Annotated in this window: 17 protein-coding genes and 1 tRNA gene; 9 read left to right on the plus strand and 9 right to left on the minus strand. The window is 72.8% G+C overall.

The window, feature by feature from the left end; genetic code table 11:
• Positions 1 to 41: 41 nt before the first annotated feature.
• Entirely contained in the window at positions 42 to 722 is a 681-nt protein-coding gene (locus tag ACQPY4_RS15145; RefSeq protein WP_433336695.1) for a response regulator transcription factor, read from the plus strand.
• Positions 719 to 1777 carry a sensor histidine kinase gene (locus ACQPY4_RS15150; protein ID WP_433336697.1) on the plus strand — a complete coding sequence of 353 codons (1059 nt, stop codon included), beginning with the start codon at positions 719 to 721 and terminating at the stop codon, positions 1775 to 1777. The genes ACQPY4_RS15145 and ACQPY4_RS15150 overlap by 4 nt, the downstream gene beginning before the upstream one ends.
• Here the strand turns inward: ACQPY4_RS15150 and ACQPY4_RS15155 are convergent.
• Together ACQPY4_RS15155 and ACQPY4_RS15160 are read right to left on the minus strand one after the other, a co-directional pair.
• Entirely contained in the window at positions 1698 to 3329 is a 1632-nt protein-coding gene (locus ACQPY4_RS15155; RefSeq protein ID WP_433336699.1) for an alpha-amylase family glycosyl hydrolase, read from the minus strand. The two genes, ACQPY4_RS15150 and ACQPY4_RS15155, sit on opposite strands and share 80 nt — an antisense overlap.
• On the minus strand, positions 3326 to 4549 hold the full coding sequence (locus ACQPY4_RS15160) for an MFS transporter (protein WP_433336701.1): 1224 nt from the start codon (positions 4547 to 4549) through the stop codon (positions 3326 to 3328). The genes ACQPY4_RS15155 and ACQPY4_RS15160 overlap by 4 nt, the downstream gene beginning before the upstream one ends.
• A gap of 30 nt (positions 4550 to 4579) precedes the next feature.
• Between ACQPY4_RS15160 and ACQPY4_RS15165 the strand changes: the two genes are divergently transcribed.
• From ACQPY4_RS15165 to ACQPY4_RS15175, 3 genes are all read left to right on the plus strand, one after another.
• On the plus strand, positions 4580 to 5620 hold the full coding sequence (locus ACQPY4_RS15165) for a LacI family DNA-binding transcriptional regulator (RefSeq protein WP_433336703.1): 1041 nt from the start codon (positions 4580 to 4582) through the stop codon (positions 5618 to 5620).
• A 23-nt stretch (positions 5621 to 5643) separates the two neighbouring features.
• Positions 5644 to 6069 carry a hypothetical protein gene (locus ACQPY4_RS15170; RefSeq protein WP_433336705.1) on the plus strand — a complete coding sequence of 142 codons (426 nt, stop codon included), beginning with the start codon at positions 5644 to 5646 and terminating at the stop codon, positions 6067 to 6069.
• A 113-nt stretch (positions 6070 to 6182) separates the two neighbouring features.
• A complete protein-coding gene (locus ACQPY4_RS15175) occupies positions 6183 to 7391 on the plus strand; it encodes a cytochrome P450 family protein (protein WP_433336707.1) in 1209 nt (402 codons plus the stop codon).
• A 6-nt stretch (positions 7392 to 7397) separates the two neighbouring features.
• Here ACQPY4_RS15175 and ACQPY4_RS15180 read toward each other — a convergent pair whose 3' ends face one another.
• Positions 7398 to 7745 (minus strand): hypothetical protein, encoded by a 348-nt coding sequence (locus tag ACQPY4_RS15180; protein WP_433336709.1) that lies wholly within the window; start codon positions 7743 to 7745, stop codon positions 7398 to 7400.
• Positions 7746 to 7813: 68 nt separating this feature from the next.
• Positions 7814 to 8416 carry a CGNR zinc finger domain-containing protein gene (locus ACQPY4_RS15185; RefSeq protein WP_433336711.1) on the minus strand — a complete coding sequence of 201 codons (603 nt, stop codon included), beginning with the start codon at positions 8414 to 8416 and terminating at the stop codon, positions 7814 to 7816.
• Positions 8417 to 8458: 42 nt separating this feature from the next.
• Here ACQPY4_RS15185 and ACQPY4_RS15190 point away from each other — a divergent pair, with 42 nt between their 5' ends.
• Entirely contained in the window at positions 8459 to 8848 is a 390-nt protein-coding gene (locus tag ACQPY4_RS15190) for a RidA family protein (protein WP_433336713.1), read from the plus strand.
• Between the two features lies 1 nt (position 8849).
• Here ACQPY4_RS15190 and ACQPY4_RS15195 read toward each other — a convergent pair whose 3' ends face one another.
• Positions 8850 to 9329, minus strand: coding sequence for a hypothetical protein (locus ACQPY4_RS15195; RefSeq protein ID WP_433336715.1), 480 nt, complete (start codon positions 9327 to 9329; stop codon positions 8850 to 8852).
• Between the two features lie 108 nt (positions 9330 to 9437).
• Between ACQPY4_RS15195 and ACQPY4_RS15200 the strand changes: the two genes are divergently transcribed.
• Positions 9438 to 10010, plus strand: a complete 573-nt coding sequence (locus tag ACQPY4_RS15200; protein WP_433336717.1) for a TetR/AcrR family transcriptional regulator — start codon at positions 9438 to 9440, stop codon at positions 10008 to 10010.
• 60 nt (positions 10011 to 10070) lie between these two features.
• On the plus strand, positions 10071 to 10844 hold the full coding sequence (locus tag ACQPY4_RS15205) for an SDR family NAD(P)-dependent oxidoreductase (RefSeq protein ID WP_433336719.1): 774 nt from the start codon (positions 10071 to 10073) through the stop codon (positions 10842 to 10844).
• A gap of 8 nt (positions 10845 to 10852) precedes the next feature.
• Here the strand turns inward: ACQPY4_RS15205 and ACQPY4_RS15210 are convergent, their stop codons facing one another.
• The 3 genes from ACQPY4_RS15210 to ACQPY4_RS15220 form a co-directional block, all read right to left on the minus strand.
• Positions 10853 to 11350, minus strand: coding sequence for a DUF4189 domain-containing protein (locus ACQPY4_RS15210; RefSeq protein ID WP_433336721.1), 498 nt, complete (start codon positions 11348 to 11350; stop codon positions 10853 to 10855).
• 319 nt (positions 11351 to 11669) lie between these two features.
• Positions 11670 to 11741 (minus strand) — tRNA-Gly (locus tag ACQPY4_RS15215).
• 280 nt (positions 11742 to 12021) lie between these two features.
• Positions 12022 to 13650 carry an acyl-CoA dehydrogenase family protein gene (locus ACQPY4_RS15220; protein WP_433336723.1) on the minus strand — a complete coding sequence of 543 codons (1629 nt, stop codon included), beginning with the start codon at positions 13648 to 13650 and terminating at the stop codon, positions 12022 to 12024.
• Positions 13651 to 13808: 158 nt separating this feature from the next.
• Between ACQPY4_RS15220 and ACQPY4_RS15225 the strand changes: the two genes are divergently transcribed.
• Complete coding sequence (locus ACQPY4_RS15225; protein ID WP_433336725.1) at positions 13809 to 14471, plus strand: DUF1707 SHOCT-like domain-containing protein; 663 nt, start codon at positions 13809 to 13811, stop codon at positions 14469 to 14471.
• Between the two features lie 3 nt (positions 14472 to 14474).
• Here the strand turns inward: ACQPY4_RS15225 and ACQPY4_RS15230 are convergent, their stop codons facing one another.
• Complete coding sequence (locus ACQPY4_RS15230) at positions 14475 to 14738, minus strand: hypothetical protein (RefSeq protein ID WP_433336727.1); 264 nt, start codon at positions 14736 to 14738, stop codon at positions 14475 to 14477.
• Positions 14739 to 14744: the final 6 nt, after the last annotated feature.

Here is a 14744-nt window from a genome sequence, read left to right on the forward strand (position 1 = left end):
TAAGTCTGGCGGTCTGTCGGGGGCGGTGCGACCGTTGACCCGTGGCCGAGACATCGGGACCCGCCGACCGGCGACTACTGATCGTTGAGGACGATCGCGAGCTGGGACGGATGCTGGCCGAACTCTTCACCGAGCAGCGGTACACCGTCGACCTCGCCCTGGACGGGCAGCGCGGCCTGCACCTGGGACTGACGCGGGCCTACGCCGCGATGGTCGTCGACCGGGGGCTCCCCGTCCTGGACGGGGTCGAGCTGGTCCGGCGGCTGCGCCTGCGCGGGGTGACCGTCCCGGTGCTGGTGCTCAGCGCCTTCGGCACGGTCGACGACCGGATCTCCGGTCTCGACGCGGGCGCCGAGGACTACCTGGTCAAGCCGTTCGACATCGGCGAGCTGCTGGCCAGGGTCCGGGCGCTGCACCGCCGCAACCTCGACCAGGCCCTGCTGCTGCCGCTCGGCGCGGGCTGGCTCGACTCGGAGGGGCAGGTCGTCCGGCTGCCGACCGGCGAGGACGTGACCCTGTCCGGGCAGGAGTGCCGCCTGCTGCGCACGCTGGCCGTCCGGCCCCGGCACGTCCACACCCGCGACTCCCTGCGGCGCGGGGTGTTCGAGGGGGCCCAGGCCGAGTCGATCGTCGACACCTACGTCTACTACCTGCGCGGCAAGCTGGGCCCGGACGTCGTGCGCACCGTACGGGGCGTCGGCTACCGCGTGGGCGAGCTGTGATCGGGCCGAGGGACACCGACCGGCACCTCGTCCGGCGGGCCCGGCGCGCGGTCGCCGCGCAGATCGCCGGGACGATCTCCCTCGTCCTCGTCCTCGGCGGGATCCTGGTCTACGCCGTCGCGGCGGGCGGGCAGGAGCCGCCCGCGACGGCCGGGCGGGCCGAGATCGGCGGACGGCCGCACTTCGTCCGCGCTCCGGACGATGTCACGGTCCAGGCGGGGCACGACCTCCAGCGCCGGGACGAGCAGCGGCGGCGGCTCCTGTACGCGCTGGGCATCGCGGAGCTGGCGGGACTGCTGGGCGCGCTGCTGGCCGGCCAGGTCTTCGCGCGGCGCGCGATCGCCCCCTTGGGGGCGGCGCTCGAACAGCGGCGGAGGTTCGTGGCCGACGCCGCCCACGAGCTGCGCGCGCCGCTGACGCGGCAGCACACCCGAGCCCAGCTGATCGCCCACCGGCTGCGGCAGGGGACCGCCACCGCCGACGAGGTCGACCGGCTGGTCGCCGGGACCCGCCAGTTCGGGGAAGTGGTCGACGACCTGTTGCGGTCGGCGCGGTTCGGTCACACGCGCGGCCCGGGCGGTCCCGTCGATCTGGCCGCCCTGGCCGAAGAGGCGGCGCGGGAGGACCTCCCGCGCGCCGCGGCGCGCGGTGTGACCATCGAGGTCCGGCGCGAGGGCCGGGGGCCCCATGTCGTCTCCGGCGCGGAGTCCGCCCTGCGCCGGGTGATCGCCACGCTTCTCGACAACGCGCTGCGCCACACCGGCCGTCATGTCCGCCTGACGGTGACCGGTGGCCCCATGGTGGCGCTCACCGTCCAGGACGACGGCTCCGGCCTGGAAGCCCCGAACCCCGATCGCCTCTTCACCCGGTTCGCCGGCAGCCCCAGGGGCACGGGCCTGGGCCTGGCCTTGGCGCGGGAGGTGGCCAGCGCCCATGGCGGCACCCTGACCGCCGCGAGCTCCGGCGGCGCGATCTTCACCCTGCACCTCCCCGCGGCGACGGCGCCGCGACCGCCGAGGAGATTTCTCGTCCCGCTTCCCCGGACGCGTCGATGACGACGCCGCTGAGCGGGGCCAGGACGCCGTTGGACCACGCTTCCCCGGCCTCGCCGGACGTGGCGAGCAGCAGAGACCGGTCGTCGCCGGGCAGCGGGGAGAGGTCGAGAGGCCGATCCGCCTTGGCGAAGTTGAGGACGACCAGCGAACGCTCGGCGCCGTCCGTGCGGAGGTAGGCGATCACGTCCCGCGGGGCGTCGAGGAACGCCTGGTCCCCGGCGCGCAGGGAGGGCCGGGCCCGTCGCAGTTCCAGGAGCCCGCGATAGAGGCCGAGCATGGAGTTCTCGTCCTGGAGCTCGGCGGCGACGTTGAGCCGCTCGGCGGTGGCGCCGATGGGCAGCCATGGTTCGCCGGTGGTGAATCCGGCGCCCGGACCGGCCGTGGACGGGGGAGCCCACGGCATCGGCGTGCGCTGGGGGTCGCGCCCGTTGCGGTCGTCGCCGGCTCCGGGCGGCAGCTCGGTGTCGGGCAGGCCCAGTTCTTCGCCCTGGTAGAGGAAGGGCGTGCCGCGCAGGGTGAGCAGCAGCATGGCGGCGAGGCGTCCCCGGGCCTGGCGGGTGGTCTCGTCGTCCCCGGGCGCCGCCCAGCGGCTCACGATCCGGGGTTCGTCGTGGTTGTTGAAGAACCAGGCGGGCCAGACGTCCGGGCCGGCCGGCTCGAGGAACTCCTCGACGGTCCGCCTGATCGCGGCGGCGTCGAAGGGCGCCCTGGCGAACACGAAGTTGTGGGCGAGGTGCAGCTCGCCGGGAGCGAGGTAGGGCAGGATCCGGCGCTGGTCGAACTCCCAGACCTCGCCGACCGCGACGGCGCCGGGGTACTCGTCCACGACCGCCCGCACCTCGCGCAGGTAGTCGTGGAGTACCGGCCAGTCCTGCTGGCGCAGCGGGCGTCCCTCGAGGTTGTCGCGGTACGCGGGGTCCTTGCCCAGGCGGTTGATCGAGTCGAGCCGGACGCCGTCGACGCCCCGGTCGAGCCAGAAGCGCAGGACGTCGAGCTGCGCCTCCCGGACCGCGGGGTTGGACCAGTCGAGGTCGGGCTGCTGGGGCAGATGCGAGTGCAGGTACCACTGCGCGGTGCCCGGATGCCACGTCCAGCTGGAACTGTTCGGCGGGAATCCGGCGCGCCAGTTGTTCGGCGGGCCGCCCTCGGGGGACCCGTCGCGCCAGACGTAGAAGCCGCGCTTGGCGGCGCCGCGGGAGGCCGCCGCGTCGAGGAACCACGGGTGCCGGTCGCTGGTGTGCGACAGCACGATGTCCACCAGGACGCGCAGGCCTCGCGCGTGCGCGGCGGCGATGAGCGCGTCCGCGTCGGCGCCGGTCCCGAAGATCGGGTCGACGGCGGTGTGGTCGCTGATGTCGTAGCCGTGGTCGAGCATCGGCGACCGGAAGAACGGCGAGATCCACACGGCGTCCACGCCGAGGGAGCGGAGGTGGGCGAGCCGCTCGGCGATTCCGGGCAGATCGCCGATCCCGTCGCCGTCGGTGTCGGCGAAGCTGCGCGGATAGATCTGGTAGAAGACGGCGTCCTGCCACCAGGGACGGGCGTGTGTCATTGGGCTCCTCTACATCGGGAGTGGCTGGGGTCGTTGGTTGTCGGGGCATCGGCGGGCCGGTGCCGGGAGAAGACGGCGGACCGGCGGACGACGCCGGCACCGGCCAGCCCACAGGCCGCCGCGACGGCCACCGCCACCGGCAGGACGCCGTGGTCGAGGCAGACGCCCCCGATCGCGGCCCCGGCGGCGATGCCGAGCTGGAACGCGACGATGTAGACCGCGGAGGCGAGGTCGGGCCGGTCGGCGGCGGTGCGCAGGACGGCGGCCTGGAGCACCACGGCCAGCCCACCGGCGGGCACGGCCCACAGCACGACGGCCGCTCCCGCGACGAGACCGGCGCCCGGCCCGGCGGCCAGCAGAACGAGCATGCACGCGGCCAGGCCGCCGGTCACCACCAGCGCGGTGGCCCGCGGATGATCGTCCACCCGGTGGCCGATCACGATCAGGCCGAGCAGGCCCGCCGCCCCGTGCGCCAGCAGCAGGCCCGACGTCGCGGGGCCGGTGAGACGGACATAGTTGGCGATGATCACCGTGATGTAGGCGAACGCCGCGAAATGCCCGGTCACCACGATCATGGTGAGCAGGTGGACCGGGGCCAGGGACCGGTCGGTCACGACGCGCCGGATCGGTGTGAGTTCCCGCCGCGCCGCCCGCGGCTCGGCCGGTTGCGGGTCGACCGTGACACGGATCATCACCGCCGCCAGCGCCGCCCCGGCGGCCATCGTGAGCACGGCCGGCCGCCAGCCGATCGTCGCGCCCAGCCACGCGCTCAGCGGAAGCCCGAAGAGAAAGGCGAGCGCGTTGCCGGCGAACACCACCGCCGTGGCCCGCCCGACCCGCCCCGGCTCGAGCAGGCGCGCGGCCATGGGGGCGACGACCGACCAGAACACCCCGTGCCCGACGGCCGAGATCAGCCGGGCCGCCACGGCGACGCCGTAGTCCGGCGCGACGGCCAGCAGCGCGTTGGACACCGCGATCGCCGCCACCGTGACCAGGGCGGTCGTCCGGCGATCCCAGCGTGCCGCCAGCGCGACCAGCGGCACCACCGTGACCGCGACGACCGCGGCGTACCCGGTGACCAGCAGGCCGATGGCCGGATCGGGCACGCCGAAGCCCGCCGCCAGCTCGGGCAGCAGCGCGACGGGAAGGTTCTCCGACGTCACGGACACGAAGCAGGCGGCGCTCAGCGTTCCCAGCGCCACGCTCGTCCTGGAGAGCATTGTGTAACGATACACAGCTAGGATCGCCGCATGTCCAGCCCCGGGTCCGCACGCGTCACCATGGCTCAGGTGGCACGCCGCTGCGGCGTCTCCCTGATGACGGTGTCGTACTGCTACAACCAGCCCGACCGGGTCGCGCCGGACACGCTGCGGCGCGTCCGGGAGGCGGCCGCCGAACTGGGCTACCGAGGCCCGGACCCGACCGCGCGGTCCCTGCGCCGCCGCCACAACGACGCGATCGGCGTCGTGCTCGGCGAGCATCTCGCCTACGCCTTCGAGGACCCGCAGGCCCGCCGCTTCCTGGCCGGCGTCGCCGAGGTCTGCCGCGAGCGCGGCGTCGGGCTGAACCTCATTCCGACCACCGGCCAGGACGGGGACGTCGACCGCGTGAAGTCGGCCTCGGTCGACGGCTACATCGTCTGGACCACCGTCGACTCCGACCCCGTGCTCGCCGTGGTGACCGGGCTCGCCAAGCCCGTCGCCGTCCACGGTGGCCCGGCCGTCCCCGGCGCCCGGGTGGTCACCATCGACAACCGCGGCTCCGCCCGCGCGCTGGCCGCGCGCGCGTTCTCCGGGGCCCGTCGCCCGGCCGTGCTCAGCTTCCCCTTCGGCCGCGACCACCGTCCGCGCCTGGAGACCGGGCCCGACCCCGAAAGCGCCGAGTTCCCGGTCACCCGCGAACGCCTGCTCGGCATCTACGACCACTGCCGCGACGCGGGCCTGGACCCGCGCCGCCTGCCCGTTGCCGTCGCGGCCCGCAACGACCGCGCCGGCGCCGCCGCCCTGGCCGACCGGCTCCTGGACGCCGACGCGGTGATCGCCATGAGCGACCAGCTGGCCTTCGCCGTCCTCGACGCCGCCCGCCGCCGGGGGCTCGACGTCCCCGGGGAACTCGCGGTGGCCGGTTGGGACGACGACCCCGACGCGGCCCGGGCGGGCCTCACCACGATCACCCAGTCACTCCACGACCAGGGCCGCACCTGCGCCCTGATCGCCCTCGGCGATCGCACCCCGCCTCCCCGGCCGGAATGGACCACCACCGTGCGAACGACCACAAGACCAATGCCCTGACCCGCGCCAGTAGCATGCCGCCCATGACTGACGATTCGGGCAGCTGGGACGAGCGACGTCTGATCGAGAACGGCTTCGAGCGGATCCACGCCGAGCTGGACCGGTACGACGGTCCCTGGAAGGGGCTCGCGGACGTGAACGGCGTCCCCCACTACTTCAACAGAATGGGCCCGGATGCCCTGGACGACCCCTACGCGGTCTGGCCCGCGAGCCGGGAGGCGGTCGACATGGAAAGGGAGCAGTGGGCGATCTTCATCAGAGAACTGGACGGCGAGAAAACCGAGGCGGACGCCTCCCGCCACAAGGAACTCGAATCGCTCCTGGAGCCGCACCGCGAGACGCCCGCCGACGCGCGGCGGCTCATGGCCGAATGGCGCTTTGACGACCGCGACGAGCGTTACGACTACGACGGCATCGACCAATGGGTCCGCTGGCGCCCCGTCGAGTGAGATCGGCCGGGATCGGGTGGTTCTGGCCGGAATAGAGCGGAACCCCGCGCAGTTGGCGATCTTGAACGGCGTCGGACCGGCCGGTCGGATGCCCCCCTTGATCGGAGTTGACCATGGCGGAGCCGGTGACGTCACCGTTCATCGAGGCCCCACCCGCCGTCCGGGCCGCGGCGTTCGCGGACCTGGCGGCGAACGGGCCCGTCCAGCGCGTCACGTTGTTCACCGGTGTCCCGGTCTGGCTGATCACCGGCTACGCCGAGGCCCGCGAGGCGCTCGCCCACCCGGACGTGATCAAGGGCAAGGGCGGTGACGGCCCGCACCGCGACTCGGTCCCGGCCGAGCTGGCCGCCGCGATGGACCATCACCTGCTGGGCGCCGACCCGCCCGACCACACCCGGCTGCGCAAGCTGGTGTCCGCCGCGTTCACCCGGCGGCGGATCGAGGGCCTGGAGCCGGAGATCCGCCGCATCGTCGACCGTCTGCTCGACGACGTCGCGGCCGCGGGCGCGAATGGCGCACCGGTCGACCTGGTGGAGGCGTTCGGCTACCCCCTCCCGCTGACCGTGATCAGTGAGCTGCTCGGGGTGCCCGCCGACCGCAGGGGCGACTTCCAGGAGTGGACGATGATCGCCATCAACGGCTCGGTCCACCCCGCCGAGACCTACGTGGCCGCCGCGAGCGCGCTGGTCGGCTACGTGCGCGAACTGATCGCCGACAAGCGGGACGCCCCGTCCGACGACCTCATCTCGGCCCTGGTCGCGGCCCGCCAGGACGGCGACCGGCTGTCGGAGAACGAGCTGACCTCGATGGTCTTCCTGTTGCTGGTCGCCGGGTACGAGACCACGGCCCATCTGATCTGCGGCGGCGTCCAGGCCCTGCTGAGCCATCCCGACCAGCTCGACCTGGTCCGCGCGGACCCCGGCCTGCTGCCCGCCGCCGTCGAGGAACTGCTGCGTTTCAACGGCCCGGCGCAGGTGGCCATCCCGTCGCGGACCGCCGCGCCGGTGCGGATCGGCGGCGTCACCATCCCCGAGGGCGAGGTGGTGGTGGCCGCGCTCCTGCCCGCCAACCACGACTCCCGCCGGTTCCCCACCCCCGACAGCGTCGACGTCACCCGGTCGCAGAACTCGCACCTGGCCTTCGGGCACGGCATCCACCACTGCCTCGGCGCGCCCCTGGCCCGCCTGGAGGCCAGGATCGCCATCGGCGCGCTCATCGAACGCTTCCCCGAGCTCCGGCTGGCCGTGCCCGCCGACGAGCTCACCGTGCGCGCCAGCATGCTGATCAACGGGCTGACCGCCCTGCCCGTCGCCGTGACCTGACCGCCGTCAGCGGGACGGACGGCGCCGTCCCACGGCGGGCGCGAGGTTGACCGCCGCGACGATGATCCAGACCAGGAAGACGAGCGCGGTCTCGTGGTTGTCGAGGGTCAGGCCGATCACCCCGGTGGCCAGCAGCCCGCCCAGCATCGAGGCGAACACCACCTCGGCCGGCGTCCCCTCGCGCGCGGGCTCGGCGGCCTCGGCCAGGCGCGCGCCGACCTGGGCGTCCACCCGGGCCTCGATCGCGTGGTCGAGGCGTTCGAGGAACGACTCGACGATCTCGGGCTCGAAGTCGGGCCCGAGCTCCCGCCGTGCCGCCACGGCGGCGCGCAGGTCGTCCGCGGCATCCTCCACGGATCAAGACTGACAGCCGCCGGCGGGACCGGCCAGACACCGCCCTGACCGGATCAAGCCAATGCGCGTCACGCGTCCTTGGCCCGGCGGGCGCGCATCGCGCGGAGCTTGTGGCGGTTGCCGCAGCGCTCCATCGCGCACCAGCGCCGCGCGCCGGGACGCGACAGGTCGACGAACACCAGCGGGCAGTTGTCGCTCGCGCACTCGCGGATGCGCCCGGCGAAGGGCCCCGACAGCAGGTCGACCATCTCCCGGGCGATGGTCGACAGCGCCCGCGCCGCCCGCACCGGCGCGGCCCAGGCCGCGGACGTGCCGTCGGCGTCCAGTTCGGGGGCCAGGGGCGCCGCCGCGGCTGCCCGGTTGATGGTCGCCACCGAGCCGGGAGAGAGGGGACGACCCGCCGCCCGGGCGTGCGCGGCGTCCCAGATCGCCTGCCTGAGGGTCTTGGCGGCGGCCAGCTCCCGGGCGGTCACCGGGACCGTCACGACCGCGTCCAACGGGGGCTCGGCCAGCCATGCGCCCAGGTCGGCAGGCTCGTGCAGGGACTCGAACACCGCGTAGACGCCCTCGCCGCCGGTGTGCGCGAAGTCCAGGCAGACGGCACCGGCGTCGAACACGAACGACCCTCCCTTGGGGTCGTGCAGCACCCGCCCGGTTGTGTTCCCTCGCATGTAACCACTATAACTGGTGTCATTCGTCCAAGGAGGCAGATCATGGGAATCCGGCACATCAACCCCGAGGGGCTCCATCGCAGCCCGGCGTTCAGCCAGGCCGTCGTGGTCGAGCGCCCGACGAAGACGATCTACATCGGCGGCCAGAACGGCGTCGACGCCGCGGGAAAGGTGGTCGGCCCGACGGTGGGGGAGCAGTCCGAGCAGGTGTTCCGCAACCTCGCGACCATCCTGGAGAGCGAGGGGGCGACGCTGGCGAACATCGTGCACTGGACCATCGCCGTGGTGGACGGCCAGAGCTTCGACGAGGGCGTGGCCGCCTTCCAGCGGGTGTGGAACCGGGACGACCCGCCACCCGCCATCACCGTCCATGTCGTCGCGGGCCTGAACCCCGGCTGCCTCGTCGAGATCGACGCCGTCGCCGTGGTGTGAGTCACCCGCTGCCCTTCGCCAGTTCGGCCACGGTGCGGAGGCGAAGCTTCTCCAGGGTCGAGGACTGCCGCCGGGCGCCGGCGATCAGCTCGTCCAGGCGCCCGGCGTCCAGGCGGTCGTCATGGACGGCCAGTTCCCGCAGCGTCAGCCATCCCGCGATCTTGCCCTCCACGCCCAGCCGCAGCATCTCCAGCTCCAGCAGCTCGCTCAGCGGCGAACGGCGCACGACTCGTCCGTTGAACTTCAGCCGTCCCGCCTTCTCCGCCGCCCAGGCCGCGTACACCTTGTAGCGGCGCACCGGGACCTCCAGCGCCGCCATCATGTCCAGCAGCGCCTCGCGGTCCTCGCGCAGCTCGCTCACGAACGGCTTCAGCGCGGGGTGGGACGCGGCGGCCCGGCGCGTCAGCTCCAGCCCGCCGGTGGCGCCCGCCAGGTGATCGTTGAGATAGATCCCCAGCAGGCCAACGGTGGTGTTCGGCACGCCCGTCCTCCCCATGTCGCGTTCTCCTGGACGTCTCCTGCCCCAAGAGCGACCGCCTATGTCCCGGCCATTTGAAACGATCGTTACCAATGCCTTAGGGTGGGCTCCATGTCACGCGCACGGGAGTTCGATGGCGAGCAGGTGCTCGACGCCGCCATGGAGGCCTTCTGGGCGCGCGGGTACGCGGCCACGTCCGCGCAGAACCTGGTGGACAGCACCGGATTGGGGCGTAGCAGCTTGTACAACGCCTTCGCCGGCAAGCATCAGCTCTACGAACTGGCCCTGCGCCGGTATCTGGAGCGCAACACCGAGGCCGACATCGCGCTGCTGGACGAGCCGGGATCGGTCAAGGAGCACATCCGCGAGCTGATGCTCGCCGTGGTCGACGCCGAGCTCGGCGACTGCCGGGGCTGCCTGGCCGTCAACGCCGCGATCGAGCTGGCCGGCAAGGACGAGGCGGTCACCGTCCTGGTGCGGCGCATCTTCGCCCGAGTCGAGGAGGCGCTGACCGCGGCCCTGGAGCGCGGGCAGCGCGACTGCGAGATCACGCGCGAGCGCAGCGCGGGAGCCCTGGCGCGGTTCGTCCTCAACGCCATCTACGGTCTGCGCGTGCTCGGCAAGACCGCGACCGACCGGCAGGACCTGGTGGACATCGTCGACACCACGGTGGACGCCCTGTGAGCCGGCCCGCGGTTTTTATTTGCCCTCATTTTCGAACGATCGTTACAGATGGAGGTCGTCATGTCCCTGTCAGGACGAACACTGCTGGTCACCGGCGCGAGCCAGGGGATCGGTCTGGCCATCGCCACGAGCGCGGCCGCCCAGGGCGCCCGGGTGGCCGGGGTGGCCCGCACGATCAGCCCGGCCCTCGAGGCCATCGGCGCGCACCCGATCGCGGCGGACCTGTCCACCCCCGAAGCCCCCGCCGAAGCGGTGGCCCAGGCCCTCGACCACCTCGGCGGCCTCGACATACTGATCAACAACGTGGGCGCCTTCGACGCCCGGCTGGACGGCTTCGGCGCGATCACCGACGCCCAGTGGCAGCACACCTTCGAGGTCAACTTCTTCTCCGCCGTACGTGCGATCCGCGCCGCCCTGCCGTCCCTCCTGGAACGCCGGGGCGCGATCGTGAACGTCTCCTCGATCCGCGGCCGCTTCCCCCAGCCCGCCACCGCCGACTACGGGGCGTCCAAGGCCGCGCTCACCAACCTGAGCAAGGCCCTGGCCGAGGAACTCGGCCCGCGCGGCGTCCGCGTCAACACCGTCTCCCCGGGCCCGACCCGCACTCCGGCCTGGGAGAGCGAGCACGGCATCGGAGCCACCCTGGCGGCGGCGAACGGCAGCACCGTCGCCGACTTCCTGTCCGCCTTCCCGGCCAAGGCCGGCTTCAACACCGGCCGCCTGACCGAACCCGACGAGGTGGCCGCCCTCGTCCTCTTCCTCGCCTCCGGCCAGGCCCGCAACATCAACGGCGCCGACCACATCATCGACGGCGGCCAATCCAAAACCGCCTGACCGCGGGGCTAGCGGGTGGTGCACACCCAGGCGATCCAGCGTCCGCCGCCCGCGTTGGAGATCGCGTCTCGCTGGGCCGCGGCGCGGGTGGAGCCGTTGCCGCCCCAGTACTTGTTGGTCCTGGAGTTGAACGCGACCGCGCCGCAGCCGTTCACGAAGGTCGTCAGGACCTTGCAGCCGGAGGTGGGGCATTCGTTCAGCGCCCGCCGCCGGGCGTCGGCGGCGGAGTCGTAGTCCCAGGCCTTGCCGACGGCGCCGTTGCGTCCTACGGCGATGGCGCCGTAGTTCTGCTCCGGGGGCGTGTAGGTGCTCTCCGGAGTGGTCGGCGTCGTCGTGGGCGGAGTGTAGGTCGGCGGGTTGTAGGTGGGCGGGCTGAAGCTCGGGGGCGTCGGGTAGTCAAGCGTGGGCGACGCGGCGATCGTCCTGCGCCGGGGTTCGTCGTCGTCGCTCGCCAGCAGGAACACGGCGCCGCCGCCGATCAGCAGCACGAAGGCCGCGATGATCACGAAGATGATGATCGGCGCGTTGTTGTTCGGCGGCCGCGGGCCGCCGGGCGGTCCCCAGCCCGGCGGGCCGGGCGGCATCGGAGGGCCGGGCGGCCCGGCCGGAGGGCCGTAGCCGGGTGGCGGTTGTGGGGGTTGCACTGTGCACCGGTCTTCGCGAGGCGTCGATTCTCAAGAGATCATAGCGATTCCCCAGCAAAGAGCAGTAGTGACCGCCGTTACTCCTGGCCGAACTTCCGATCGTGCGGCAACGGAGATCACGTAGTGCTCGTGAGTGATTGCGCTGGGTGATTCCACGGTGGGTGTTCCGCCCGTGAACTTGAGCCGCAACCGGGAGTCGAACCCGGTATTCCAGATTGGAAGTCTGGCGCCTCACCACTTCGGCATTTGCGACGTTTTCGGATTTCTCCGTTGCTCCTAGATTGGCGGTGAGGGGGCTCCGGGACAACTGGTTTTCGTCGCCCGCCTGGTGGACCAGCGCGCCGCGACGTCCGCCATGCCCGCGGCGATCAGGCCCGCGAAGAGACTGAGGCGGCGGGCGCGGGCGACCCGTCCGCCCAGGTAGGCGCCGCCTCCACGTCGGCGAGGCCACCCGCGTGAAGCGGATCCTGGCCGAGCTCGACCTCCGCGACCGGATCCAGGCGGTTCGACCGCGGCCTCGTCCGTCCTCGCGGCTAGGGGACCTTTGGGGTCGCCCGGTCGATGATGGGTGCGAGGTCCATGCCGATGGGGAGGGTGCCGTAGGCGTGGCCCCAGTCGCCGACCAGGCGGGTGACGCAGAAGGCCTCGGCCGTGCCGGGGTGGCCGTGCCTCACGAGCAGGGACGCCTGGAGGGCGAGGGCCATGCGTTCGGCGATGCGGCGGGCCTGGTGCTCGATGTTGGCGACGTCGGTCAGGGTGTCCTTGAGGTCGCGCACGGCGGCGTCGAGGCGCGGTTCGGCGCCGGTGGTGCGGTCGAGCTCGGCGAAGAAGGCGTCGAGGGTCTGGGGCTCCTTGGCCATCGCGCGCAGGGAGTCCAGGGCCGAGACGTTGCCGCTGCCCTCCCAGATGGAGTTGAGGGGGGATTCGCGGAAGAGGCGGGGCATGCCGGACTCTTCGACGTAGCCGTTGCCGCCGAGGCATTCGAGGGTCTCGGCGGCGTGGGCGGGCCAGCGTTTGCAGATCCAGTACTTGGCGACGGCCAGGGCGAGGCGTTTGAAGGACGACTCGGGCTCGGAGCCGCGGACGGAGCGGTCGGTGGCTCCGGCGAGGCGGAGCATGAGCGCGGTGGCGGCCTCGGACTCGATGGCCAGGTCGGCCAGGACGTTGCGCATCAGCGGCTGGTCGATCAGGGGCCTGCCGAACGCCGTGCGGTGGGCGGCGTGGTGGGCGGCGGCGACGAGGCCCTGGCGCATCCCGGCGGCGGCGCCGATGACGCAGTCGAGGCGGGTCAGGTTGACCATCTCGATGATGGTCCGGACGCCGCGTCCCTCGTCACCGACGCGGTGCGCGACGGCGTGCTCGTACTCGATCTCGGACGAGGCGTTGGAGCGGTTGCCGAGCTTGTCCTTCAGCCGCATGAGGCGCAGGGCGTTGCGGGTGCCGTCGGGCAGGACGCGGGGGACCAGGAAGCAGGTCAGCCCGCCCGGCGCCTGGGCGAGGGTGAGGAACAGGTCGCACATGGGGGCGCTGGTGAACCACTTGTGGCCGACCAGGGTGTAGGTGCCGTCAGGCCGCGGCGTGGCCTCGGTGGTGTTGGCCCGGACGTCGCTGCCGCCCTGCTTCTCGGTCATCGACATGCCCGCGAGCAGGGCGGTCTTGGTCGCGGGGGCGCGCAGGCCGGGGTCGTAGGCCGTCGCGGCGAGGAGGGGCTCGTAGGCCGCGGCCAGGTCGGGGTCGAGGCGCAGGGCGGGGACGGCGGCGTAGGTCATCGAGATGGGGCAGCCGTGCCCGGCGTCGACGCGCCAGGCGTAGAACTTGGCGGCGCGGGCCACGTGGGCGCCCGCGCGGTCGTCGGCCCAGGGCGCGCCGTGCAGGCCGTGGGTGACGGCGACGTTCATCAGCTCGTGCCAGGCCGGGTGGAACTCCACCTCGTCCACGCGGTGGCCGTAGCGGTCGTGGGTGCGCAGGACGGGAGGGTTCTCGTTGGCCAGGCGTCCCCACTCCTGGGCCCGCTCGGTGCCCGCCAGGCGGCCGAGCTCGTGCACCTCGTCGGCGGCCCAGCCCGCGCCCTCGCGTTCGAGCCCGTCGAGCAGGACGGCGTCGTCGGCGAGATCGTGCCCGGCGAGCGGCGGGACCTGGTTGAAAACCTCGTGGGTCGGCACGGCTGTCTCCCAACGCGTTCTGGCTGTCGCCGCAGGATACTGAACGTCGTTCTGGTACCTTCGGGGCGGCCCGCGGCCGGGCGTCCTCCTGAAGTGCGGGGGCGATCTCGTCCGCACGGCGGATTGTCTGTCGAGCGTGAGGGCATACTTTCGAAATCATGAGTCAGCCCACCCCGCAGCGGCCGTCGCACGATTCGCCGACGGTCGCGCCCGAGTCCGTCCGCGCCTCCGACGCCGAGCGCGAGGCCGTGGTCGAGCGGTTGCGGGTCGCCTCGGTGGAGGGGCGGCTGACCTTCGAGGAGCTGACCGAGCGGACCGAGGCCGCCTATCTCGCCACGACCCACGGCGACCTGGAGAAGATCACCGCCGACCTGCCCGGGATGGGCGCGCCGGGCGCGGTTCCGGCGCCGCTCCAGGTGCAGCGGCGCTTCACCGCCATCATGGGCGACTGCAAGGAACGCATCCAGGGACGCGTCGACGCCGAGCTCGAACTGCTGTCGGTGATGGGCGACATCGTCCTCGACCTGCGCGGCGCGCAGGTGCCCACCGGCGAGGTGAGCGTGGTCGCCACCGCGGTGATGGGCGATGTGAAGGTGATCGTCCCCGACGGCGTGGCCGTCGAGCTGAGCGGCTACGCGGTGATGGGCGACCGCAAGGTGCTGGTGCGCGAGGCCAACGCGGGCCTTCGGGTGCCGGTGGTGCGGGTGCGGGCGCACGCGATCATGGGCGATGTCCGGATCGTGGACGACGAGCACCACGCGCCGGTGCGCCGGGCCCTGGCGGGCTGGTGGGGCGACCGCAAGGCCCGGCGCGGCAAGTGAGGCTCAGCCCGCGTTCCTGAGGCCGGACGCCGTGCGCGCGCCCAGCCAGGCGGTGTAGACGGCCGCGCCGACCAGCCCGGCCTTGCGGGTCTTCTCGGCGCTGATCGCCAGCCCGAGCACCAGCTCGGTGGCGCCGTTGCGCTTGATCCACGCCCGCGTGTCCTGGGGGAACGGCAGGCTGGAGATCGGCTCGAACGCCTTGGGGACGGCGAAGTGCGCGGCGCCGGTGGCGGCCAGGGCGATCCCGGCGGTGCGAAGAAGGGCCATGGGGTT

This window comes from Spirillospora sp. CA-294931, from assembly GCF_050946795.1.
GTDB lineage: Bacteria > Actinomycetota > Actinomycetes > Streptosporangiales > Streptosporangiaceae > Spirillospora.